General features: G+C 64.6%; 16 protein-coding genes. 11 read left to right on the forward strand and 5 right to left on the reverse strand.

The window, feature by feature from the left end:
- Complete coding sequence (locus ACQR1W_RS03220; RefSeq protein WP_434849716.1) at nucleotides 1-2,175, forward strand: carbamoyltransferase C-terminal domain-containing protein; 2,175 nt, start codon at nucleotides 1-3, stop codon at nucleotides 2,173-2,175.
- Nucleotides 2,176-2,227: 52 nt separating this feature from the next.
- Here ACQR1W_RS03220 and prfB read toward each other — a convergent pair.
- From prfB to ACQR1W_RS03235, 3 genes are all read right to left on the reverse strand, one after another.
- A protein-coding gene (gene prfB, locus ACQR1W_RS03225; RefSeq protein WP_434849453.1) for a peptide chain release factor 2 occupies nucleotides 2,228-3,362 on the reverse strand; the annotation gives its coding sequence in 2 pieces (ribosomal slippage) (nucleotides 2,228-3,292 and nucleotides 3,294-3,362; 1,134 coding nt in all).
- A gap of 118 nt (nucleotides 3,363-3,480) precedes the next feature.
- Complete coding sequence (locus ACQR1W_RS03230) at nucleotides 3,481-5,997, reverse strand: penicillin-binding protein 1A (protein WP_008966862.1); 2,517 nt, start codon at nucleotides 5,995-5,997, stop codon at nucleotides 3,481-3,483.
- A gap of 217 nt (nucleotides 5,998-6,214) precedes the next feature.
- A complete protein-coding gene (locus tag ACQR1W_RS03235) occupies nucleotides 6,215-7,585 on the reverse strand; it encodes an N-acetylmuramoyl-L-alanine amidase (protein ID WP_434849454.1) in 1,371 nt (456 codons plus the stop codon).
- 736 nt (nucleotides 7,586-8,321) lie between these two features.
- On the opposite strand from ACQR1W_RS03235, the gene ACQR1W_RS03240 reads away from it, so the two are divergent.
- On the forward strand, nucleotides 8,322-11,600 hold the full coding sequence (locus tag ACQR1W_RS03240) for an Rne/Rng family ribonuclease (RefSeq protein ID WP_434849455.1): 3,279 nt from the start codon (nucleotides 8,322-8,324) through the stop codon (nucleotides 11,598-11,600).
- 82 nt (nucleotides 11,601-11,682) lie between these two features.
- Here ACQR1W_RS03240 and ACQR1W_RS03245 read toward each other — a convergent pair whose 3' ends face one another.
- Both ACQR1W_RS03245 and ACQR1W_RS03250 read right to left on the reverse strand, forming a co-directional pair.
- Complete coding sequence (locus tag ACQR1W_RS03245; RefSeq protein WP_008966865.1) at nucleotides 11,683-13,017, reverse strand: dicarboxylate/amino acid:cation symporter; 1,335 nt, start codon at nucleotides 13,015-13,017, stop codon at nucleotides 11,683-11,685.
- A gap of 115 nt (nucleotides 13,018-13,132) precedes the next feature.
- The gene (locus ACQR1W_RS03250; RefSeq protein ID WP_434849456.1) at nucleotides 13,133-14,332 is read right to left on the reverse strand and encodes a pyridoxal phosphate-dependent aminotransferase; all 1,200 of its coding nucleotides are present in this window, start codon (nucleotides 14,330-14,332) and stop codon (nucleotides 13,133-13,135) included.
- 157 nt (nucleotides 14,333-14,489) lie between these two features.
- On the opposite strand from ACQR1W_RS03250, the gene ACQR1W_RS03255 reads away from it, so the two are divergent.
- The 9 genes from ACQR1W_RS03255 (at nucleotide 14,490) to ACQR1W_RS03295 (ending at nucleotide 23,818) form a co-directional block, all read left to right on the forward strand.
- Nucleotides 14,490-15,899: a M48 family metalloprotease gene (locus tag ACQR1W_RS03255; protein WP_434849457.1), complete on the forward strand. Its 1,410-nt coding sequence runs from the start codon at nucleotides 14,490-14,492 to the stop codon at nucleotides 15,897-15,899.
- Between the two features lie 90 nt (nucleotides 15,900-15,989).
- Nucleotides 15,990-16,757 carry a DsbA family protein gene (locus tag ACQR1W_RS03260; protein ID WP_434849458.1) on the forward strand — a complete coding sequence of 256 codons (768 nt, stop codon included), beginning with the start codon at nucleotides 15,990-15,992 and terminating at the stop codon, nucleotides 16,755-16,757.
- 231 nt (nucleotides 16,758-16,988) lie between these two features.
- A complete protein-coding gene (locus ACQR1W_RS03265; protein WP_434849459.1) occupies nucleotides 16,989-17,783 on the forward strand; it encodes a DUF1236 domain-containing protein in 795 nt (264 codons plus the stop codon).
- Nucleotides 17,784-18,208: 425 nt separating this feature from the next.
- Nucleotides 18,209-18,685 carry a type II 3-dehydroquinate dehydratase gene (gene aroQ, locus ACQR1W_RS03270; protein WP_008966871.1) on the forward strand — a complete coding sequence of 159 codons (477 nt, stop codon included), beginning with the start codon at nucleotides 18,209-18,211 and terminating at the stop codon, nucleotides 18,683-18,685.
- A gap of 50 nt (nucleotides 18,686-18,735) precedes the next feature.
- Nucleotides 18,736-19,221, forward strand: a complete 486-nt coding sequence (gene accB, locus ACQR1W_RS03275; protein WP_434849460.1) for an acetyl-CoA carboxylase biotin carboxyl carrier protein — start codon at nucleotides 18,736-18,738, stop codon at nucleotides 19,219-19,221.
- A 91-nt stretch (nucleotides 19,222-19,312) separates the two neighbouring features.
- Complete coding sequence (gene accC, locus ACQR1W_RS03280) at nucleotides 19,313-20,662, forward strand: acetyl-CoA carboxylase biotin carboxylase subunit (protein WP_008966873.1); 1,350 nt, start codon at nucleotides 19,313-19,315, stop codon at nucleotides 20,660-20,662.
- 113 nt (nucleotides 20,663-20,775) lie between these two features.
- On the forward strand, nucleotides 20,776-22,296 hold the full coding sequence (locus ACQR1W_RS03285; protein ID WP_434849461.1) for a sensor histidine kinase: 1,521 nt from the start codon (nucleotides 20,776-20,778) through the stop codon (nucleotides 22,294-22,296).
- Entirely contained in the window at nucleotides 22,293-22,730 is a 438-nt protein-coding gene (locus ACQR1W_RS03290; RefSeq protein WP_008966875.1) for a response regulator, read from the forward strand. Before ACQR1W_RS03285 ends, ACQR1W_RS03290 begins: the two co-directional genes overlap by 4 nt.
- A complete protein-coding gene (locus tag ACQR1W_RS03295; RefSeq protein ID WP_434849462.1) occupies nucleotides 22,727-23,818 on the forward strand; it encodes a sensor histidine kinase in 1,092 nt (363 codons plus the stop codon). The genes ACQR1W_RS03290 and ACQR1W_RS03295 overlap by 4 nt, the downstream gene beginning before the upstream one ends.
- Nucleotides 23,819-23,859: the final 41 nt, after the last annotated feature.

Raw genomic sequence — 23,859 nt, forward strand, 5'->3', positions numbered from 1 at the left:
ATGCAGCCGAGCCAGCCTGGATCGTCGAAGATCATCCGGCGCATCGGACCGAAGCATCCCCGGCTTGGTGCCGCGGCCGGGGGCGCAGCCGAATGGCTGGCAACCAAATTGTTCGCGCGCGCCGGCTTCCACCGCCTCGGCTCGACTTTCGCGGATACACGGCTGGCCGAGGCGCGCGAGCGGCTCGCGCGCGGCGAGACGCTCTATCTCGCCGGCCTCGGCCCGCCGGGCACGCACAATTCCGGCATGGCGCTGGTGGAGGTGACGCTGGCGGACGGTCCGCAGCTGATCCTCAACAACGAGGAGGAGCGCTTCTCCGGCAACAAGCACACCAGCGAATATCCTGGTGCCTCGATCGATGCGATGGTCGCGGCGCTGCGCGGCATGGGCCGCGACGTTGCCGATATCTTTGCCTGGCTCACCACGTGGGACTATCCGGCGCTCGCCGGCACCTTGGCCCACACCATCCTGGAAGAGGCGCCGGAGAGCCTGAAACTGCTGCGCACCACCGAGGCTGCCGGCTTCGACGCGCGCCGCATGGACACGATGACGCGGACGCCGAAGATCCTGGCGAGGCAGCTGGGTCTCACTGAGCGCGTGCCGCTGATCATGATGCCGCATCATGACAACCACGCCTGGTTCTCCTATGCCGCCTCACCCTATGCCGATGGCGACGAGCCGGTCGCCATCGCCGTGCTCGACGGCACCGGCGATCGCGGCTCGGTGTCGCTCTATCAAGCCCAAGGCGGCGCACTGCGGAAACTGTCCTGCAACGACAGCATGTTCGACGGTCTCGGCGCCTTCTACAGCGTGATCGCCTCGACCCAGGGCGGCTGGACCTGGCTTTCCTGCGAGGGCCGCTACATGGGCGCCGCAGCCTGGGGCAACATGGATCGCGCCGGCAATCGCTACTATCAGCGGCTGAGGGACGTGCTGGTGTTCACCGACAGCGGCGAGGTCAGGCTCAACCGCGCGCTCGCCAACTGGTACGCCTCGCCATTCGACGAGCCCTACCACCCTGCCCTGATCGACATTCTCGGCGCACCGCTCGGACCGTCGCAGCTGTGGAATCCCGACGCCGTGCTGCGTGTCGAAGACATCCAGCATCGCGCCGATACCCAGGACCGGCTCGACAAGGCCGCCGCCACGCAGATGGTGTTCGAGGACGCGCTCATCCATGTTGTCGATCATCTGTTGCGCACGACGGGAGCGCGGCGGCTGATCTTGACCGGCGGCGTGGCGCTGAATGCGGTCGGCAATATGCGGCTGCTCGAACATTTCGACGAGGGCTGGTTCGCGGCAGCACAGGCGCGCAAGGCGCGCCTGCATCTGTGGGTGCCGCCGGTGCCGGGCGATCCCGGCGTTCCCATCGGCGCGGCATGGCTGTTTGCGCATCTGGCGGGCGCCCCGCGCGGCGCGCCGCTGGATCACGCCTTCTATTGCGGCCTGGCGCCGGCGCGGACGGAGATCGAAGCCGCGCTCAGCGCCGATGACATCGCGGCCGAGGAGATCGGCGAAGTCGCAACTCCAACCGGACGCGACGCAGTCGCCGACCTCATGGCCTTCATGGTCGCGCAAGGCGGCGTGATCGCGCTCTATCAGGGCGCCGGCGAGACCGGACCGCGCGCGCTCGGCCACCGCTCCATCCTCGCCAACCCCTGCGATCCCGATGTCCGCGAGCATCTCAATGCGCGGGTGAAGTATCGCGAGGCGATCCGCCCGCTGGCGCCAATGGCGACGTTGGAGGCGGCGCGCGACCATTTCGTGCTCGAGGACGGGGCGTCAGACGCCGACTATAACGCCTACAACTACATGGTGCTGACGGCGCATGCGAAGCCGCATGCCCGCGACAGGATCCCGGCTGTGATCCACGCCGACGGCACCGGACGCATCCAGATCGTGCGCGAGGGCTGTGATCCCTTGACCCACGCTTATCTGAAGGCGATGGGGCGTCATGTCGGAGTCGAGATGTCCGTCAACACCTCGTTCAATGTCGCAGGTCCCATCGCGCAGACCCCGCAGCAAGCGGTCGAGACCCTGCGCCGTGCCAAGGGGCTTGACGCTGTCATCATGGTGGCGAGCGACGGCACCGCCTACGCGGTGCGCCATGGCAGCGACCACGACAGCGGGCGGTTTTCGGATTGGCAGAAGCGCTGGCAGCGCAGCTCGCGTTGAGTGCCCGGGGCCGAACCGATGTCGCGACCCAGCCCATCGCCAGACCGGCGCGTTAGTCCACGTCCTCGATTTCCGCTCCGGGCGTGGTACCAAAGGCGCGCTGTGCCAGAGTCGCGGCCATGAACTCGTCGAGATCGCCATCGAGCACGCCGGCGGTATCGGACGTCTGCACACCGGTGCGCAGGTCCTTCACCATCTGATAGGGCTGCAGCACGTAGGAGCGGATCTGGTGACCCCAGCCGATGTCGGTCTTGGCCGCCTGTTCGGCGGCGGCCTTCTCCTCGCGCTTCTTCAGCTCGATCTCATAGAGTCGCGCCCGCAGCATGTCCCACGCCTGCGCGCGGTTCTTGTGCTGGGAGCGGCCGGCCTGACAGACCACCGCGATGCCGGTCGGAATGTGGGTCAACCGCACCGCGGATTCGGTCTTGTTGACGTGCTGGCCGCCGGCACCACCGGACCGCATCGTGTCGGTGCGAACATCAGACTCCTTGATGTCGATCTTGATGGAGTCATCGATGACCGGGAAGATCTGCACCGACGAGAACGAGGTATGGCGCCGCGCGTTGGAGTCGAAGGGCGAGATCCGGACCAGCCGGTGCACGCCGGCCTCCGTCTTCAACCAGCCATAGGCGTTGTGGCCGGAGATCTGGATCGTCGCCGACTTGATGCCGGCCTCTTCCCCCTGCGACTCCTCAAGATACTCGATCTTGAATCCGTGCTTCTCGGCCCAGCGCGCGTACATGCGCAGCAGCATCTGCGCCCAGTCCTGACTCTCGGTCCCGCCGGCGCCGGCATGCACCTCGAGATAGGTGTCGAACTTGTCGGCCTCGCCGGACAGCAGAGCCTCGAGCTCGCGCCGCGCGACCTCCTTCTTCAGGTCCTTCAGCGCATTCTCGGCTTCGGCGACCACACCGGCATCGCTCTCAGCCTCGCCGAGCTCGATCATCTCGATGTTGTCGTTGAGCTCACGCTCGACCTTGCCGATGCCGGTCAGCGAATCCTCCAGGGAGGTCCGCTCCTGCATCAGCCGCTGCGCTTTTTGGGGGTCGTTCCAGAGATTGGGATCTTCGGCGAGCTTGTTCAGCTCGGCCAACCTTGCCGTCGATGTCTCGACGTCAAAGATGCCTCCTCAGCAGCCCGACCGACTGCTTGATCTCTTCTACAATTTTCTCGATCTCAGCGCGCATATCGCTCTCTTCGAGCCGCGGCTCAACAGCCGCAGCGACAATCCTACACCGGGATGTAGCGGTGCACGACGCAAAGCGCAACCGCAGTGCGTCGCGAACTGACCGGTTTCACACCGCGCTAATACAGGCTGCCCGTCCCCGGCCGCATGAAGAAGCCGCCATTGTCCGGCTGGCCGCCGCTCTGAGACGGCATCGCACCCACACCGCGCTGATCGGCATCGGCGACTCCGATGACCGAGTAGTTATCCGGCGGCGCCGTGCCCGGCTTGAATGCTTCCATGATGGTGCGGCCGGAATCGCCGGGACCTGCGCGCATGCCGGTCTTGGAATCGACGCGGACGAGCTTGATGCCGGCGGGGATCTTGAACGGCGTCGCCGGCTTGTCGGCCAGCGCGAGTTTCATGAAATCGCGCGCGATCGGCGCCGCCAGATGGCCGCCGGTCGCCGCGTTGCCCCGGCCAAGCGGACGCGGCTTGTCGTAGCCCATGTAGATGGCGACTGCGAGGTCCGGCGAGAAGCCGACGAACCAGGCATCCTTGGCCTCGTTGGTCGTGCCGGTCTTGCCGGCGATCGGCTTGCCAACCTCCTTGAGGGCGGTTGCGGTGCCCGCATTGACCACGCCTTCCAACATCGAGGTGATCTGGTAGGCGGTCATGGTATCCAGCACCTGCTCGCGACGGTCGACAAGCGGCGGCTCGGCCTGATTGTGCCAGCCATCCGGCGCGTCGCAGCCGCGGCATTCGCGGGCATCGTGCTTGAAGATGGTGTGGCCATAGCGGTCCTGGATGCGATCGATCAGCGTCGGCTTCACGCGGCGGCCGCCATTGGCGATCATCGAATAGGCCGTCACCATGCGCATGGCGGTGGTCTCGCCGGCGCCGAGCGCGTAGGACAGATAGTTCGGCAGCTCGTCATACACGCCGAAACGCTTGGCATATTCGGAGATCAGCGGCATGCCGATATCCTGAGCCAGCCGCACGGTGACCGTGTTCAACGACAGCCGCAGCGCGTTGCGCAGCGTCGTCGGGCCGAGATATTTGCCCGAGGAGAAGTTCTCCGGACGCCAGACGCCGCCGCCCTGCCCCTGGTCGATCTCGATCGGCGCGTCGACCACCTGGGTCGACGGCGTGTAGCCGTTGTCGAGCGCCGACGAATAGACGATCGGCTTGAACGACGAGCCGGGCTGACGATAGGCCTGGGTCGCGCGGTTGAACTGACTCTGATCGAAGGAGAAGCCACCGACCATCGCGAGCACGCGTCCGGTGTTGGGATCCATCGCAACCATGGCGCCAGAGACTTCAGGCAGCTGCTCGAGCCGGTACTGGCCCTCTACGGGATTGCCTTCCTTGTAGAGCGGATCGGCATAGATCACGTCGCCCGGCTGCAGCACCTGCGACACCGCCGTCGGCGTCTTGCCGCGCAGATTGCCGGAGGCAGCGCGCGCCCACCTGACACCGTCGAGCGTGATCAGTCCGGTCTGCCGTTCCTTGCTGACGGCGCCGCCGAGTTCGCGGCCAGGCTGGAATCCGATCCGCGCCGACTGGTCGCTGATTTCAAGCACCACGGCCATGCGCCATGGCGAAATATCCGCAAGCGACTTGATATCAGCCAGCTTCACGCCCCAGTCGCCGGACACGTCGATCTTGCTGACCGCCCCGCGCCAACCCTGCTCCTGGTCGTATTTGACGAGGCCCGCGACCATCGCCTTTCGCGCCATGACCTGGATCTTCGGATCCAGCGTGGTGCGCACCGACAATCCGCCCTCGTAGAGCTTCTTCTCGCCATAGCGCTCGAAGATGTCGCGACGAACCTCCTCGGCAAAATATTCGCCGGCGAAGATGTGGGCGCCGGTGTTCCGGCTTGCGATCGTCAGCGGATCCTTGCGCGCCTTGTCGGCATCGGCCTGCTTGATCCAGCCGTTCTCAAGCAGACGATCGACCACGTAATTGCGGCGCTCGATGGCGCGGTCATGGTTGCGGATCGGATGCAGGCTGCCCGGCATCTTCGGCAACGCCGCCAGATAGGCCGCTTCGGCCACCGTGAGCTCGTTGACGGACTTGTCGAAATAAACGAGCGAAGCAGCCGCCACGCCATAGGCGCCCGAGCCCAGATAGATCTCGTTCAGATAGAGCTCGAGGATCTTGTCCTTGGAATAGGTTCGCTCGATGCGCATCGCGAGCAGCGCTTCCTTGATCTTACGGGTGAACGACACCTCGTTGGTCAGGAGGAAGTTCTTGGCGACCTGCTGCGTGATGGTGGACGCACCCTGCGGACGGCGGTTCGAGCCGAAGTTCTGTGCGTAGACGACGGCGGCGCGCGCCATGCCCGTAAAATCGATGCCGCCATGCTCGTAGAAATTCTTGTCCTCGGCGGCGAGGAACGCATTGATCACGAGCTTGGGAACGGCCTGGATCGGCAGATACAGCCGCCGCTCCTTGGCATATTCACCGACCAGCGAACCATCCACGGCGTGGACACGCGTCATCACTGGCGGCTCGTAATCCTGCAGCTGCGAGTAGTCCGGCAGATCCTTGGAGAAATGCCAGATCAGCCCGGCGACCCCGGCCACGCCGACCAGAAAAACGACAGTCCCCGCGGCGAACAGGAAGCCAAAAAACCGCACCAGAAAGCGCATCGGCAAATATCCGTTTCAACTCTCGTTCGTCTCTCGGCTCGGACATCCAGCGCCTCACAGGGCACATCGGTCAAGAACCACGCGGGCGGCAATGACGCCGCATGAGCCGTCTTTAGGAACCTTGCACAGGCAAGCCTATCACAAGTTCACCAGAGTGGAATCTGTCCCGATTCCCAATCACTCGCGGTACGCTTATAAGGCGGTTGCTGTGGCCAAACTAGGGCTTTGGCCGGGCTGGCGATTTGGGCTCCGGACGCGGCCCGGATGCATTGGCGATACGCTTGGCCAGGAACGAATCCACGGCACGGGCCATCGCGTCCGCCGTCTTCGAACGCCAGCTCTCCGAGATCAGGTTACCCATGTCACCCTTGTTCGAGACGTAGCCGAGTTCGACCAGCACCGACGGGACATCGGGCGCCTTGAGCACGCGGAAGCCAGCGGATTTCAGCGGCCGCTTATGCATATGCACCGTGGGTTTCATGTCATTCATCAAAAGATGGGCGAACCGGTTGGAAAATGTTCGGGTTTCGCGCCGCGCCAGATCGATCAGGATGTCGGCGACATCCGTCGGCTCGTCGGTCAGATTGACGCCGCCGATGGCGTCCGCGCGGTTTTCCGCCTCGGCCAGCCGCTCGGCTTCGGCGTCCGAGGCCTTGTCGGACAGCGTGTAGATCGTGGCGCCCTGGGCGGTGCCTTCGCCGCGTGGCAGGGCATCCGCGTGGATCGAGACGAACAGATCCGCTGATTGCTTTTGCGCGATCTTCACCCGATCCCCGAGCGGGATGAAGGTGTCGTCGTCGCGGGTCATGACGACATGGTATTTGCCGGTCTTCTCCAGCCGGTCACGCAACGCGAGGCCGAACGCAAGCACCAGGTCTTTCTCCGGAACCTCGCCGGTCTGGGTGCCATTGTCGACGCCGCCGTGGCCGGGATCGATGACGACCACCGGCCGTCCATCGGGAGGAGCAACAGGCGCCTGGGTCGCCGGCGTGGTGGCCGCGGGCGCCTGAATGGAGGGCGGACCACCCGATGAGCCGATCGCGCCGGCATTCGCAAGGGCCTGCGTCGGCTGCGGGCGGCTCTCGGTCCCAATCAACTGGGCAAAGGTGGCTTGATCCACCTCTTCCAACTCCAGCACCAGCCGGGCCGGCTGGCCATTGACCGAGTCGAGCACGGAAGCGGCGGTGATCCGCACCGGGCCGGTGACATCGAATACCATTCGCGAGCCGCCCGGCAGGACCAGTCCGTAACGGAACGCCTTGATCAAGCCGCGCCCGCCGGCGCCCGCCCCGGTCGGAAGATGGAAACTGACCTGTGGCAAGTCGACGACCACCCGATAAGGGTCGCCCAGCACAAAGGCGCGAAATGCGACCGGTTTATCCAGGTCCAAAACAAAGCGGGTCTGCCGGGAATCACCCGCAAGCCTGGCGTCGGAGGCGATCGGAACGGCTGGCGCCTGGATGGCCGGTACCTGAATGGCCGGCACAGGCGTCTGCGCCCATACTGCGGTATTGCCAGCGCATAACATTTCCGTGACGCACAGACATGCGCATCCCAGCCAAAATGAACGATTTGCCCGGTCAGCCAACGATTCCACGCCTCCGCATGCTCTCTTAGCGCAATCAAACCACAGGGTTAAATGCCAACTTTAGTCACCTCCCTCAAATTGGGTAAATTGCGGCGATTGTTGCGGTTCCGCGACGCCTCCCTTGCACGCACTCTCCATTCCACGTATGTACAAGAGGCTGAAGACTCATACTTACTGCCGGTTGTGTCGCGTTCAGCCTCCCCGGTGCCACGCCGGATCTTCGTGCTCTAGACGATCGAAAAGCGCGAGGATTCCAGCACCCGTCCCTCCTCAGAACCTGCGCGTCCCGCGCGGTTTTCGTTGAGGGTCGGTGACGCACCCGAGCGGGGCCGGTTCCCAGGGCCACTCATTCCGAGACGCCCAGGCGCTGCGCCAGACACGGCATAGCCCGATACCACGCCCTCGACGGGGCTGGTATCGAAATCCAAGGCAAGCGTTTCGGCGCAATCTGGCCTTCAGCATGAGACCGGCGGTACCCACTGCCGCCCACGTGTTCAGACGGGCCGACGCTTGATGCGCCATACTGTATTGCCGACCAATACTCGCGGGATGTCCGCACCGATGCGGGGCCAAGGTCCCGCCCGGCGGATCGATCCGCGGGTTCTGCGGTCGGCGCGGCGCAGTGTTAGGCGTTTAGGCCTTCCCCTCACCCCCGAATCAGGTGGACCGTCGCGTCGTCCGACAGCGCGCCACGCGCTCGCGGCCAGCCGCGTCCGTCGCCTTCAAGAGTTCCAATATGCCCAACAAGATGTTGATCGATGCTACCCACCCGGAAGAGACCCGGGTGGTTGTCGTCCGCGGCAATCGCGTCGAGGAGTTTGATTTCGAGACTGCCCAACGCAAGCAACTGCGCGGCAATATCTACCTCGCCAAGGTCACGCGGGTCGAACCTTCGCTGCAAGCCGCTTTCGTGGAATATGGCGGCAATCGCCACGGCTTTCTCGCGTTCAGCGAAATCCATCCCGACTATTATCAGATCCCGGTTGCCGATCGGCAGGCGCTGATCGAGGCCGAAGAGCGCGCGCATCGCGAAGCCGAGGAAGAAAACGAGAGCCGCGCGAACCGGCGTCGCAATCGCCATCGCAGTTCGCGACGTCGCGGCAGCGGCGAGCGCGTCCAGAGCGAGATCGTCGAGGGGACCGAGGCGGCAGCAGCGATGCCGCAGGCCGAAGGCCATGAGCCCGAGGAGCATCATCTCGAGAGCCATGATGTGGAGCCCCACGATCTGGAGCCTCACGCGCACGAACCCGAGGGTGACCGCTTCGAGGCCCACCACGAAGGCTACGGTGAAGACGACGATGCCGAATCCGACCGAGTGCAGGGCTTTGGCGAAGCCGGTCTCCACCAGGCGCGGGAGGTCGACGAGCATCATGCCGGTGACGACCATCATCACGACGACGACCATGATCATGATGAGGATGATGATCATCCGGACGACGACGTCCATGATGAGGAGCATGACGAACGCTGGCACGCCGCAGGGAGCGCCGTTGCCGAACGAGCCGAGGGTGAGGCACCGTCCGACATCCCCGTAGTCGGGTCCGAGAATCTGACCATGGCGCCGGGCGCCGAGCATCATGAAGCCGATGCTGCAGGCGAATACGGCGCGGAGCGCGCGGACCTGCACGATCATGATGACCACGTCCATGACGAGCACACCGCCGCCGATACCGAACAGGTGCATGAGGGCAGCGGCGTCAGCATCGTCCCGCAGGATGAGAACGGTGTCGCCCGCGGTGACGACCACCATGACGACGAAGACGAGGACGGCGAAGAGGCCGAAGAAGAGGTCGTCGAGTCCGTCGGCGGCGACGATGTGCTCGAAGAGGTGCCGGAGCGGCCGTTCCGTCCCCGCCGCCAGTACAAGATCCAGGAAGTAATCAAGCGCCGCCAGGTGATGCTGGTCCAGGTGGTCAAGGAAGAGCGCGGCAACAAAGGCGCGGCGCTGACGACCTACCTGTCGCTGGCCGGCCGTTACGCGGTGCTGATGCCCAACACCGCGCGCGGCGGTGGCATCAGCCGCAAGATCACCTCGGCCCAGGACCGCTCGCGCCTGAAGGAAGTGGTGCAGGATCTCGACGTGCCGGAGGGCATGGGCGTCATTCTGCGCACGGCCGGCGCCAACCGCACCAAGCCCGAGATCAAGCGCGACTTCGAATATCTGCTGCGGCTGTGGGAAACCGTCCGCGACATGACCTTGAAGTCGCAGGCGCCGACCCTGGTCTATGAGGAAGGCTCGCTGATCAAGCGCTCGCTGCGCGACCTCTACAACAAGGAGATCGACGAGATCCTGGTCGCCGGCGAGGCCGGCTACCGCGAGGCACACGATTTCATGAAGATGCTGATGCCGTCCAACGTGCGGGCGGTGAAGCAGTATCGCGACGGCCAGCCGCTGTTCTCGCGGATGGGGGTCGAGAGCCAGCTCGATGCGATGTTCTCGCCCACGGTGCAGCTGCGCTCCGGCGGCTACATCGTGATCAACCAGACCGAGGCACTGGTCTCGATCGACGTCAACTCAGGCCGCGCCACCCGCGAGCACCATATCGAGGACACCGCGCTCAAGACCAATCTCGAGGCCGCCGAGGAAGTCGCCCGCCAGCTCCGGCTGCGCGATCTCGCCGGCCTGATCGTGATCGACTTCATCGACATGGACGAGAAGCGCAACAACCGCGCGGTCGAGCGCAAGCTCTCCGACTGTCTGCGGCAGGACCGCGCACGGATCCAGGTCGGTCGGATTTCGCATTTCGGCCTGCTGGAGATGTCGCGCCAGCGCATCCGCGCAAGCGTGCTGGAAAGTTCGACCGAGCCCTGCCCGCAATGCGGCGGCACCGGCCATGTGCGCTCGGTGTCGTCGGTCGCGCTGCAGCTGCTGCGCAGCCTCGAAGAGGTGCTGATGCGGGGCGCGACGCATAACCTTGTCGTGCGCACCCGCACGGAAGTTGCGCTCTACGTGCTGAATCACAAGCGCGGCCATCTGCGCGATCTCGAGAACAGCTTCAAGGTTTCGCTCGCGGTGATCGCCGATCCGACGGTGAGCGGACAGCAGGCCTTCGTGATCGACCGCGGCGAGCAGGTGCATACGCTCGAAGCGGCCAAGGCGCTGGTCGCTGCGCAGGCGTCCGCTCCGGCGCTGGTCGCCGATGACGTCGAGGACGAAGATGAGCCGTTCGATCTCGAGACCGAGTCCGAGGTCGAGACGGACGAGACCGAAGGTCTGTCTGACGAGACGACCGCGGATGGTGCCAATGGCGAAGGCGAGCGCGAAGGCCCGCGTCGCAGGCGTCGCAGGCGCCGGCGCGGCCGAGGTGGCGAAGCGCGCGAAGGCGCGCAGCCCGAGGGAGCCGTCGCAGCACATCCATCCGAAGCGGGCCAGGCCGCGGATCTGACGGCCGAAGACGCCGAAACCGACGACGAGGATGCCGACGAGCAGCCCGCCTTCGCTCACGGCGAGCCGCAGGGCGACCAGCCCAACGGCGAACGCCGACCGCGGCGGCGCGGCCGGCGTGGCGGGCGGCGGCGCCGCGGTGGCGCCGATGACGGGCTCGCGGCCTCGATCGCCGATGATCTCGCGCCGCCTGCGGCGTCCGAAGTCGAGACGGCCGTTGCTGATTTCGATGGCAACGGCGGAGCTCTGCATCAAGAGGCGCCTGGCGAGCCGGATTCGGCCAGCTCCGAGGCGACAGCGGGCGCAACGGATCACGAACCGGTCGCCTCGGCGCCCGTCCCTGCTCCGCAGCCCGTCGTCACGCAGGAGGCCGAGCAGGAGGAGCCGCAAAGGGCGGAGTCGGACAAGACGCCGCGCCGTTCGACGGTTCGCGAGAAGGTCAGCTTCTTCACGCAGCCGAAGCAGGACGCGCCCGCCCCCATGGTCGATGTCGGCGCGAGCGAGCCATCGTCGCCTCCGCCCGCCCCTGCTGCCGAACCGCAGGCCACGGAAGCCGCAACGGCGCCGAGCGAGACGCCCGGACCGCGCCGCGCCGGCTGGTGGTCGCGCCGCTTCGGCGGCGGGCAGTAATCGACCGGCCAGACAACGCTCTCAAAAGCAAACGCCCGGCCATCCAGCCGGGCGTTTTCATATCTGCGAGACGGTGGAGGCTTCAGCCGGTAGTGACGGCGGTCTCGACGTCGGAGGGATCGATCTCCTGGTTCAGGCGCTTCTGCAGCCGCTCATGGTCGAGCTCGCCTTCCCACCACGACACGAACACGGCAGCGATGCCGTTGCCGGTGATATTGGTGAGCGCACGCACCTCGCTCATGAACTTGTCGATCGAGAACACGATCGCCATGCCCGGCACCAGCGCCGGGCTGACCACCGACAGCGTCGCCGCAAGGGTGATGAAGCCCGCGCCGGTGACGCCGCTTGCGCCCTTCGACGTCAGCATCGCCACGACCAGGATGGTCAGCTGCTGGCTGAAGCTCAGATCGACACCGAGCGCCTGCGCGATGAACAGCGTCGCCAAGGTCATGTAGATGTTGGTGCCGTCGAGATTGAAGGAATAGCCGGTCGGCACCACAAGGCCCACCACCGGCTTCGAGCAGCCGAGCCGCTCGAGCTTCTCCATCAACTGCGGCAGCGCGCTTTCCGACGAGCTGGTGCCGAGCACGATCAGGAGCTCGTCCTTGATGTAGGCGATGAACTTGAAGATGGAAAAGCCGATGAAGCGGGCGATCAGGCCGAGCACGAGCACCACGAACAGAGCGGCCGCGAGGTAGAACAGCGCGATCAGGCCGATCAGGTTGCCGAGCGCGGCGGGCCCGAATTTTCCGATCGTATAGGCCATGGCGCCGAACGCGCCGAGCGGAGCCGCCTTCATCACGATCGCGATGACGCCGAACACCGCATGCGCGGCATCGTCGATCACATCGCGCAGCCGGTGGCCACGCTCGCCGAGCGCCATCAGCGCAAAGCCGAACAGGATCGCGAACAACAGGACCTGCAGGATGTCGCCGCGCGCCAATGCGCCGACCACGCTGTCAGGGATGATGTTGAGGACGAAATCGACGGTCTTCTGAGCCTCCGCCTGCTTCACGTAATTGGCGACTGCGGAGGCATCCGGCTTGGCGGCAAGCCCGTGTCCGATCGGGACCAGATTGCCGACGATGAGGCCGATGACCAGCGCAAAGGTCGAGACGATCTCGAAATAGACCAGCGCCTTGACGCCGACTCGTCCGACCTTGCTCGCATTCTGAATATGCGCAATGCCCGACACAACCGTGCAGAAGATGATCGGCGCGATCACCATCTTGATCAGCTTGATGAAGCCGTCGCCAAGCGCCTTGACCCAGTCGTTGGTGGCAACGCTGGGCCACAGCCAGCCGACCAACACGCCAATGACAATGGCGATCAGGACCTGGACATAGAGAATCTTGTACCAGGGCTTCTTCGCCGTCTGGGGCCGGTCATACGTCCCGGCCTGGGTTGCTGCCACCATGGCGTTCCTCATCCTACGCGTGCAAGGGCGCTACATCGGCCCTCATCGAAGCGCACCTCACACAAATTGGCGCGCCGCTGTCAATGGCGGCAACGCCGGTAAACCACTGGTTGGCCTATCCGAGCCACTGCCCGATCCGCCGCACGGCTTCCCGCATATCGTCAGCTGATCGCGCATAAGAAAAGCGCACGAAGCTGCGGCCATGGATGGGGTCGAAATCGAGCCCTGGCGTCGCAGCAACGTGGATCTCCTCCAGCATCCGTTTGGTGAATTCGAAGCTGTCGGAGGTAAAGTCGGACACGTCGGCATAGAGATAGAACGCACCGTCGGCCGGCAGGAATTTGCGCAAGCCTGCGGTCGGAAGCCCCTCGATCAGGATGCGGCGGTTCTCCTGATAGCCATGCTTGATGGCGTCCATCTCGGTCCGGCCGTCGAATGCCGCTTCCGCCGCGATTTGCGAGAGCGTCGGCACCGAGATCGCAAGGTTTTGCTGCAGCCGCTCGATCGGGCGAACCAGCGCGTCCGGAACCACCATCCAGCCGATCCGCCATCCCGTCATGCAAAAATACTTGGAGAAGGAATTGATGACGAGCGCATCGGGCGACAGCTCGGCTGCGGTCACCGCCGGGAAGGCATAGTCCAGCCCGTGATAGATCTCATCCGAGATGAAGCGGATGCCGGCGCCATGGGCGGCCGCAAGAACGCCCGCCAAGGCTTCGCGCGACATCATCGTACCGGTGGGATTGGCGGGGCTCGCGACTAGCACGCCCTTCAGCGGCGCCTTGCGGTGCGCTGCGAGCAACGCCTCGCCGGTGAGCGCATGGCGGGTCTCGCTGCTGGTCTCGATCAGCACCGGCTCGCAGCCGAGCGCAGTCAGGATGTGACGATAAGGCGGATAGCCCGGCACGGTCACCGCGACGCGGTCACCGGGCTCGAACATCGCCAGGAAGGCCAGGATGAACGCGGCCGACGATCCCGTGGTGATCACGATCCGCGCCGGATCGACCGTGCAGCCATAAGTCTCGCGATAGTGCCGCGCGATCCGTTCCCGCAGCGAGCTCATCCCCAGCGCCGAGGTGTAATCGATCCGCGCCGTCTCGAGGGCCTGATGGGCCGCCGCGATCGCGGTGCGTGGCGCCGGCGCGGCCGGCTGGCCGACCTCCATGTGGATCACCTGGCCGCCAGCCGCCTCGATTCGCTCGGCGGCCGCCATCACGTCCATCACCATGAACGGCGGAACATCGCTGCGCCGCGAGGGCGAAAGCAGGCTTGCAATCCGTGGTTCCATTTTGCTCGTCAGTGTCGCCTCGAACATCGATATCTGCTATTGACCCCGGCTGTTTGGGCCCGGCTGCTCAACCTTGCGGCGCGCGCCGGGATAAAGTCTTTTTGCGCCGCAGATGAGCCGCATTCCGCGGTTTGGTGGGCAATAGCCCGTATCGAGCCCCGCGCCAATTGCAAAGATCGCCTTGATGTTGCTCCGTATCGTGCCTCGCAAGAACCTGTCCGGTCTGGTCTCCGCCGTGGTGGCAGCGGCGCTGGCGCTCGCGCCGGCCACCACCCCGGTCTCGGCCCAGGAGGGCAAGGGACCGCCTATACTGCGCGACACCGAGACCGAGGTGCTGCTGCGCGAATATACGCGCCCGATTCTCCGCGCCGCGGGCCTCGAGAAGCAGAATATCCAGATGGTCATCATCAACGACGCCTCGTTCAACGCGTTCGTTGCCGACGGCCGCCGCATCTTCGTCAATTACGGCGCGATCATGCAGTCGGAGACGCCGAACCAGCTGATCGGCGTGCTTGCCCACGAGACCGGCCATCTCGCCGGCGGCCATCTCGCCAAGCTGCGCCAACAGCTGGCGACCGCGCAGACGCAGATGATCATCGCCACCGTGCTCGGCGCTGGTGCGCTTGCGATGGGCGCGCGCAGCGGCAGCGGCAGCGGGCTTGCCAATGCCGGCGCCGCCGCGCTCGCCGGTCCCGGCGAGATGATCCGGCGCTCGCTATTGTCCTATCAACGGCAGCAGGAGGAGAACGCCGACCGCGCCGGCGTCAAGTTCCTGACTGCGACCGGCCAGTCGCCCAAAGGCATGTACGAGACCTTCAAGCGCTTCACCAGCGAGAGCCTATTCGCAGCCCGCGGCGCCGATCCCTACCTGCAATCGCATCCGATGCCGGCGGATCGTGTCGAGGCGCTGGAGGGGCTGGCCCGGCAGAGCCCCTATTGGGACAAGAAGGACGAGCCGTCGCTCCAGCTCCGTCACGACATGGCCCGCGCCAAGATCTCGGCCTTCATGGAGCGGCCGGATACCGTCGCGCGGCGCTACCCCTTGTCGGATACTGGCCTGCCGGCACGCTATGCTCGGGCGATCTCGACCTATCTGCATGGCGATTTGCGCAGTGCGCTGGCGCAGATCGACACATTGATCCAGGTCCAGCCGAACAACCCCTATTTCTATGAAGTGCGCGGCCAGGCGCTGCTTGAGGGCGGCCGGCCGGCGGAGGCCATCGCGCCGCTGCGCAAGGCCGTTGCGCTCTCCAACCATGCCCCCCTCATCGAGATGTTACTTGGGCAGGCCTTGGTCGGCACCGACAATAATGCCTATACCGACGAGGCGATCGCGATCCTTCGCGCTGCGGTATCGCGGGAAGGCGAAGCGCCGCTCGGCTATAGCCAGCTCGCGATGGCCTATGGCCGCAAGGGCGATTATGCGGAGGCCGATCTCGCTTCCGCCCAAGCGGCCTTCCTTCGCGGCGACAACAAGACGGCCCGCGAGCTCGCCTCGCGCGCCAAAACCCGTTTCGCGGTCGGCTCACCGGGCTGGGTGAAGGCCGACGACATCGTTTCGGCAAAACCGCTTCCCGGCCAAAAAGGCGAATAGACTTTGCGGTATCATCTCGCGCTGCGCCCGTCAGACCCGACCACGATCAACGATAAGGACACGACCGTTTTGACCCAGAGAGCCATTCACATGCTGCCCCTTCGCCCTCTCTTTGCCTTTGCAGCGCTGTTCGCACTCGCGCTGTGCGGCGCGCCGCAGGCGGTGTCCGCCGAGAGCTTTTCCGACGGCCAGCGCGGCGAGATCGAGACCATCATCAAGAACTACCTGGTCTCGCATCCCGAGGTGCTCGAGGAGGCGATGACCGAGCTCAGCAAGCGTCAGGCGGCCGCGGAAGCCGCCAAGCACGAGGCCTCTATCGCCAGCAACGCGGACGCGATCTTCAACTCGCCGCGCGGTGTCGTGCTCGGCAACAAGGACGGCGACGTGACCTTCGTCGAGTTCTTCGACTACAATTGCGGCTACTGCAAGCGCGCCATGGCCGACATGCTCGACCTCATGAAGAACGACAGCAAGCTGAAGATCGTGCTGAAGGAATTCCCGGTGCTGAGCCAGGGCTCGGTCGAGGCGGCGCAGGTCGCGGTCGCCGTGCGTATGCAGGCGCCGCAGAAATATCTCGATTTCCACCAGAAGCTCTTGGGCGGCCGCGGCCCCGCCGACAAGGCGCATGCGCTGGCGGTGGCGAAGGATCTCGGGCTGGACATGGCGCGCATCGAGAAGGACATGGCGAGCCCCGAAGCCAAAGCGACGATCGAGGAGAATTTCAAGCTCGCCGAGGAGATGGGCATGAATGGCACGCCCAGCTATGTGATCGGCAAGCAGGTCGTGATCGGCGCCGTCGGGCTCGAAGGCCTGAAGGAGAAGATCGGTGTTGCCCGCTGCGGCAAGGCGACCTGCTGATTCACATCCTACTACGGACTGAACGTACCGCTTCATCGTCCGATAGAGGCCGGCTGACCCATCAGCCGGCCTTTTCTCTTTATGCGGTCATCTTGTGTTCACCTTGATGAGCGTCGGTTCAGAACAGCGCGAGCGGCGACAAAATCCTGGAACCAATCGCGCTGCGCGGAACATCTCCGATCCCCTGCAGTTGTCGGCGCGGGCAATGCCGAAAACACGAGGAGGACTGAAATGACTAATCGCTTGATGGTATCCGTTGCTGCAATCGCGCTGATTGCCGGTGCCGGATTTGCGCACGCGCAAGGCGCGGGTGCCGGGGGCCACGAATCCGGCGGCGCTGCGATGCACGGTGGCGCGTCGACCGGCGGAGCTGCAGGCGGCAGCGCGGGTGCAGGCGCCGGGCCGGGCGGTGGCGCAGCGATGAATCGCGACAGCGCGTCGCCTTCAGCGGGCGGCTCGTCCGAGATGAAGTCGAGCCAGTCTGACGAGAAGACGGGCACCAAGAGCAAGCAGGCCGAAGACAACATGCGTGGTCCGCAGGGTCAGAAGTCGAAGAGCATGAGCTCGGAGAACGAGACCAAGGGCGGCAAGGACATGAAGGCTGAAGGTCGCGAAGGCCACGACAAAAACATGAAGGCCGAGGGCCGGGACAACAAGACCGGCACCAACAACGCGGAGAACCGCGAGGGCCGCAGCAACACCAACATGAACGCGGAGACCAAGACCGGCGGCGATCGCTCGCAGGTCACCACCGGCCAGGCGGGCGCCGGCGCCAAGCTCTCGACCGAGCAGCGCACCAAGATCACAAGCGTGATCCGCAGCCAGCACGTCGAGCCGGTCACCAACGTGAACTTCTCGGTCTCGATCGGCACCCGCGTGCCACGCGACGTGCACTTCTATCAGCTTCCGACCGAAGTCGTGACCGTCTATCCGGAATGGCGCGGATTTGACTACATCCTGGTCCGGGACCAGATCGTCGTGATCGATCCGAACACCTACGAGATCGTGGCGGTTCTCGACACCTGATCCCGACCAGGCGGGCGACGAGATTCCGGGTGACGAAACTTGGGGCGGGCAGCGATGCCCGCCCTATTCATGGGTGGGACAATCCACCTGCGGGGTCGCGGTCGGCCCTGCGTGGTTAATCAGCGATTTCCACAGCTTCGCCCGGGCTCTTCGCAGGGGATGCGAGCGGTTTCGGGTAAGATCCTGCCCTGCGAAAGGCTTCCCCTTCGCAGTTTTGTTACATATAACCCCGGGCCAGCCAGTGGAGTGGATTTGACATTCGCTGCCCATTCTGCGGCAGGCCGCAAAGCGAATGTCAAATCCAAAGCCCACTGGCATCAAGAACTTGCTGGTGGTCCTTCAATTCCAACGTTCGCAAACGATCCGGGCATCGGGGATGCGACGATCGGAATTGGACCAGTAGCCGCCAAATTGCCGGGATTAGGATGGCCGAAACCCCTCAGCGGACGATTTATGTTCTAAATGGACCCAACCTGAATCTGTTGGGCACCCGCGAGCCTGAGACCTATGGTCATGCGACCCTCGCCGATGTCGAGAAGCTGTGCGTCGACACCGCAGCTGCCTATGGCCTGACGGCCGAATGCCGTCAGTCGAACCACGAGGGCGTCCTCGTCGATGCGATCCACGAGGCCCGGGCCAAGCAGGTGATCGGTATCATCATCAACGCCGGCGCCTATTCTCACACCTCGATCGCGTTGCACGACGCGTTGATGGGGGTGAAAATCCCCACCGTCGAGGTGCATATCAGCAACATTCACGCTCGCGAGAGCTTCCGACACCATTCTTTCACCGCGAAGGCAGCGTTTGCATCCATTTGCGGCTTCGGCATTGACGGCTATCGGCTCGCGATCGCCGGTCTCGCGGAGAAGATTGGCGCCGAAAACACCAAGGCGAAGGCCTGACGTCTCGCCGCCCCAAAGAACACCAAGCAGAAGAGTTTTGGATCACCATCATGGCGCGCCAGCCCAATGAGAAGACCCCCGCGAAATTCGAAGACAGCGAGCTGATCCGCGAGCTCGCAGCCCTGCTCGACGAGACCAGCCTGACCGAAATCGAGCTTGAACGCGCCGGATTGCGGATTCGCGTGGCCCGCAACGTCACCGTGGCTGCCGCTGTGCCCGCTGCCATGCCGTCCGCCGCGGCAGCCATGCCGGTTGTCGTGGCCGCCGCCGCAGCTGCTGCGAGCGCCGACCTGTCGAAACATCCGGGCGTCGTGCCGTCGCCGATGGTCGGCACCGCCTATTGGGCGCCCGAGCCCGGCGCCAAGCCGTTCGTCGAGGTCGGCGCCAAGGTCGCGGTCGGCCAGACCTTGATGATCATCGAAGCCATGAAGACGATGAACCAGATCCCCTCGCCGCGGGCTGGGACGGTCACCCAGATCCTCGTCGAGGACGGCCAGCCGGTCGAGTTCGGCGAGCCGCTGGTGATTATTGAATAGAGGCGAATAGCGAATGGCGAGCAGCGACTAGGCTCTCGTCTCGTCTCCCTTCCTCGCTGTTCGCTACTCACCATTCGCCCATCGAGGCAACATGTTCGACAAAATTCTCATCGCCAATCGCGGCGAAATCGCCCTCCGCATCCTGCGGGCCTGCAAGGAGCTCGGCATCTCCACTGTCGCGGTCCACTCGACCGCGGACGCTGATGCCATGCATGTGCGGCTCGCCGATGAAAGCGTCTGCATCGGCCCCCCGCCTTCGAAGGACAGCTATCTCAACATTCCGGCACTGCTCGCGGCCTGCGAGATCACCGGTGCCGATGCGGTCCATCCCGGCTACGGCTTCCTGTCCGAAAATGCGCGTTTTGCGGAAATCCTGGCTGACCACAACCTGCATTTCATCGGTCCGAAGGCTGAGCACATCCGCCTGATGGGCGACAAGATCGAGGCCAAGAAGACCGCAAAGCGCCTTGGCATTCCCGTGGTGCCCGGCTCGGACGGAGCCGTGACGCCCGACCAGGATGCGATGGCCATCGCCCGTCAGATCGGCTTTCCGGTGCTGGTGAAGGCCGCAGCCGGGGGCGGCGGACGCGGCATGAAGGTCGCGCATACCGAGGGCGATCTTGCGCTCGCGCTCACCACCGCCGCCAATGAGGCCAAGTCGGCGTTCGGCGACGCCTCGGTCTATCTGGAAAAATATCTGCAGAAGCCGCGGCACATCGAGATCCAGGTGCTCGGCGACGGCCGCGGCGGCGCCATCCATCTCGGCGAGCGCGACTGCTCGCTGCAGCGCCGTCACCAGAAGGTCTGGGAAGAAGGCCCCTCGCCTGCGCTGGATGCCGCAGGCCGCGCCAAGATCGGCCAGACGGTCGCAAAAGCGATGCAGCAGCTGAAATATATCGGCGTCGGCACCGTCGAATTCCTCTACGAGGATGGGGAGTTCTACTTCATCGAGATGAACACCCGCATCCAGGTCGAGCATCCCGTGACGGAGATGATCACCGGCATCGATCTGGTGCTGGAGCAGATTCGCATCGCCGCCGGCGGCGATCTGCCGATGAGCCAGGATGAAGTCGTCATCAACGGCCATTCGATCGAATGCCGCGTCAACGCTGAAAACCCGGTCAGCTTCCGCCCGTCACCCGGCAAGATTCTTCAGTACCATCCGCCAGGGGGGCTGGGCGTCCGCATCGATTCGGCGGTCTACCAAGGCTACGTGATCCCGCCCTATTACGATTCGCTGGTCGGCAAGCTGATCGTGCACGGCAAGAGCCGTGTCGAATGCCTGATGCGGCTCCGGCGCGCGCTCGACGAAATGGTGGTCGATGGCGTCGAGACCACGCTGCCGCTGTTCCGGGCGCTGGTGCGCGAGCCCGCGATCATCGACGGCGACTACCATATTCATTGGTTGGAGCAATATCTGGCTGGGCAGAAAGCCGAATGACGCGCGCGTTTTTTACGCCCGCCGGGAACTAAATCGGCGCACAAGCGTTCTGCCCGTTCGGGAGTTCGGTCCCGTGGGGGCATCCATTTTTCAGCCAACAATGAGTATGCGTCGTGGCGCCTGAGGTGAGACACAGGCGCGCGCTGGGCCAGATCCTGCTGCTGTCGGCAGGCTTCCTGGTCCTGGTTGCTATCAGCACGGCCTCCGTGCTGCTGGTCAACAAAGCACGCGAGGATAGCGCGTGGGTGGTCCACACCATCGAGGTCGAGAACCAGGTCAACACGCTGTTGCTCGATGTCCGCCGCGCCGAAAGCAATGCGCGCGGCTATCTGCTGACGCGTGACGACCAGTTCCTGACGGCACACGACGAGGCCGTGGCGGCGATCCGCCCCGACCTCGACAAGCTGGCGAGCCTCGTCACCGACAATCCGATGCAGAAGGGTCATATTGCCAAGCTGCGCGCCGAGATCGAAACCCGGCTCAGCCAATTCGAGCGCGAGAAAGCACTGGCCGCCGGCGGAGACGACGCGGCTGCAACCGCGCTAGTCCGCAGCGCGGCATCTGGAAACACCAACGCCAACATCGGCGCTGTCGCCGACCTGATGCGTGCCGAGGAAGCGCAACTATTCGCGCAGCGGTCGGCCAATGCCGATCACAGCCAGAGCCTGGCGACGCTGGTGACCATCACGGGCTCCGGGCTGGTGGTGCTGCTCGCCTGCCTTTCGGTCGTGCTGGTCCGCCGTTCCACCCGCGCCCGCGATGAGGCCGAAGCGCGCTTGCGCGAGAACTATCTCAATCTCGAGGCCACAGTCGACGAGCGCACGGCGGATCTGCGCGAGGCCAATGACGAGATCCAACGCTTCGCCTATATCGTCAGCCACGATCTGCGCTCGCCGCTGGTGAATATCATGGGCTTCACCAGCGAGCTCGAGGAGCTGCGCAACGACATCTTCCGGCGGATCGCCATGTTGGCGCGCACAGCCTCCGCTTCGCCGCCGCCGGCCGAAGGAACGGACCCCGAGCTCGAGGGCGCCGACCAGCAGCTCTCGGAGGATTTTTCCGAGGCACTCGGCTTCATCAAATCGTCGATTGCTAAGATGGACCGCTTGATCACCGCGATCCTGAACCTGACCCGCGAAGGGCGCCGCGAATTCGTGCCGACCCGGATGGACACGCGCGAGCTGATCGAGGCTGTCGTGACTACCCTCGCTCATCAGGCCGCCGAGGCCAATGCGACGATCCGGATCGAACCGCTGCCGACCATTGTCAGCGACCGCCTCGCGCTGGAGCAGATTTTCTCCAACCTGATCGACAATGCGATCAAATATCTGAAGCCTGGAGTGCCGGGGGACATCGCGATCCGCGCCCGCACCAAGCTCGGTTTTGCGATCTTCGAGATCGCTGATAATGGCCGGGGGATTGATCCCAAGGATCACCAGCGTATCTTTGACCTGTTCCGTCGCGCCGGGGCTCAGGACCGGCCGGGACAGGGCATAGGACTTGCACATGTGCGGGCACTGGTTCGGCGATTGGGTGGAACCATGTCGGTCGCATCGGAGCTCGGACAAGGCAGCACGTTCACGATAACGCTCCCGATCAACTGGAACGCCAGCAACCGGAACTCAGACCGATGACCATGCCCGTGACGATCATCATGATCGAGGACGATGAGGGACACGCCCGCTTGATCGAGCGGAACATCCGCCGTTCCGGCGTCAACAATGAGATCGTCCCGTTCACCAACGGTACAGATGCCGTGAGGTACCTGTTCGGAGACGACAGCAGCGGCGTGGTGCAAAAAGGCCGCGCGCTCCTGATCCTGCTCGATCTCAATCTGCCGGACATGACCGGCATCGAGATTCTGCGCATGGTCAAGGAGAACAAGTTCCTGAAGAGCGCGCCGGTCGTCATCTTGACCACGACCGACGACTCGCAGGAGATCAAGCGATGCTACGAGCTCGGTTGCAACGTCTACATCACCAAGCCGGTGAACTACGAGAGTTTCGCCAACGCCATTCGCCAGCTCGGCCTGTTCTTCTCGGTCATTCAGGTTCCGCCGACCCTATGAGCTCGACGTCGCCCACGCTGCTCTATATCGACGACGACGCGGCGCTGGCCCGGCTGGTCGAGCGCGGCTTGGCGCGGTTGGGCTTTGCGGTGGAACATGCCTCCGGCGCCGCCGAGGGGCTCGCCCGGCTCGAACAGGGTGGCATCGATGTCGTGGCGCTCGACCAGTACATGCCGGGCCTCGACGGGTTGGAGACGCTGGAGCGGATCATGGCCCAGCCCGATCCGCCGCCGGTGGTGTTCGTCACGGCGTCGCAGGATTCGAAGATCGCGGTGACGGCGCTGAAGGCCGGCGCTGCCGATTATCTCGTCAAGGACGTTCAAGGCGAGTTCATTCCGCTCCTGCAGGTCGCGGCCGAAGGCGCCCTGCGCCAGGCGCGGCTGCAGAAGGCCCGCGACGAAGCGGAAGCCGAGGTCCGGGCCTCGCGCGACCGCTATGCGGCGCTCGCCGCCGAGCGCGAGGTGCTGCTGCGCGAGGTCAATCACCGCGTCGGCAACTCGCTGCAGATCATCGCCTCGCTGCTGCACCTGCAGGCCAACACCAGCACGCAGGACGACGTCAAGGCCGCGCTCACCAATGCGATGGGGCGCGTGGCGGCGGTGGCGCAGGTGCACCGCCGGCTCTACACCTCGCACGACCTCAAGAGCGTGCTGCTCAATCAATATCTCGATGCGCTGCTGGAGGATCTCCGCCGCTCCGCCGAGGGCAACCGGATGTCGCGGCTGACCTTGAAGGCGGAGCCGGTCGAGATCGATCCGGACCGCGCGGTCGCGATCGGCATCGTCGTCAACGAACTCGTGATGAACGCGGTCAAATATGCCTATCCCGATTGCCCCGGCCCGATCCATGTCGAGCTGAAGCTCGATAGCGACGAGATCCTGTTATCGATCGCCGACAACGGCGTGGGACTGGAAGCGTCCGGCAGCGATCCGCGCTCGACCGGCATGGGTCAGCGCATCGTCAGCGCGATGGCCACCAAGCTCGACGCCACCGTGCAGCCGGATCCGAACCACCAGGGCACCAAGTTCGTGGTCCGGTTCCGGCGCACCAAGGAGGCGCCGCGACCTGCCGCCGCTGCGGCCAGCTGAGCGCGACGGAGCCGACGCACACCATACGCCGATCGCCGGTC

Source organism: Bradyrhizobium sp. HKCCYLS1011 (assembly GCF_051167795.1).
In the GTDB taxonomy this organism is placed as follows: Bacteria; Pseudomonadota; Alphaproteobacteria; order Rhizobiales; family Xanthobacteraceae; genus Bradyrhizobium.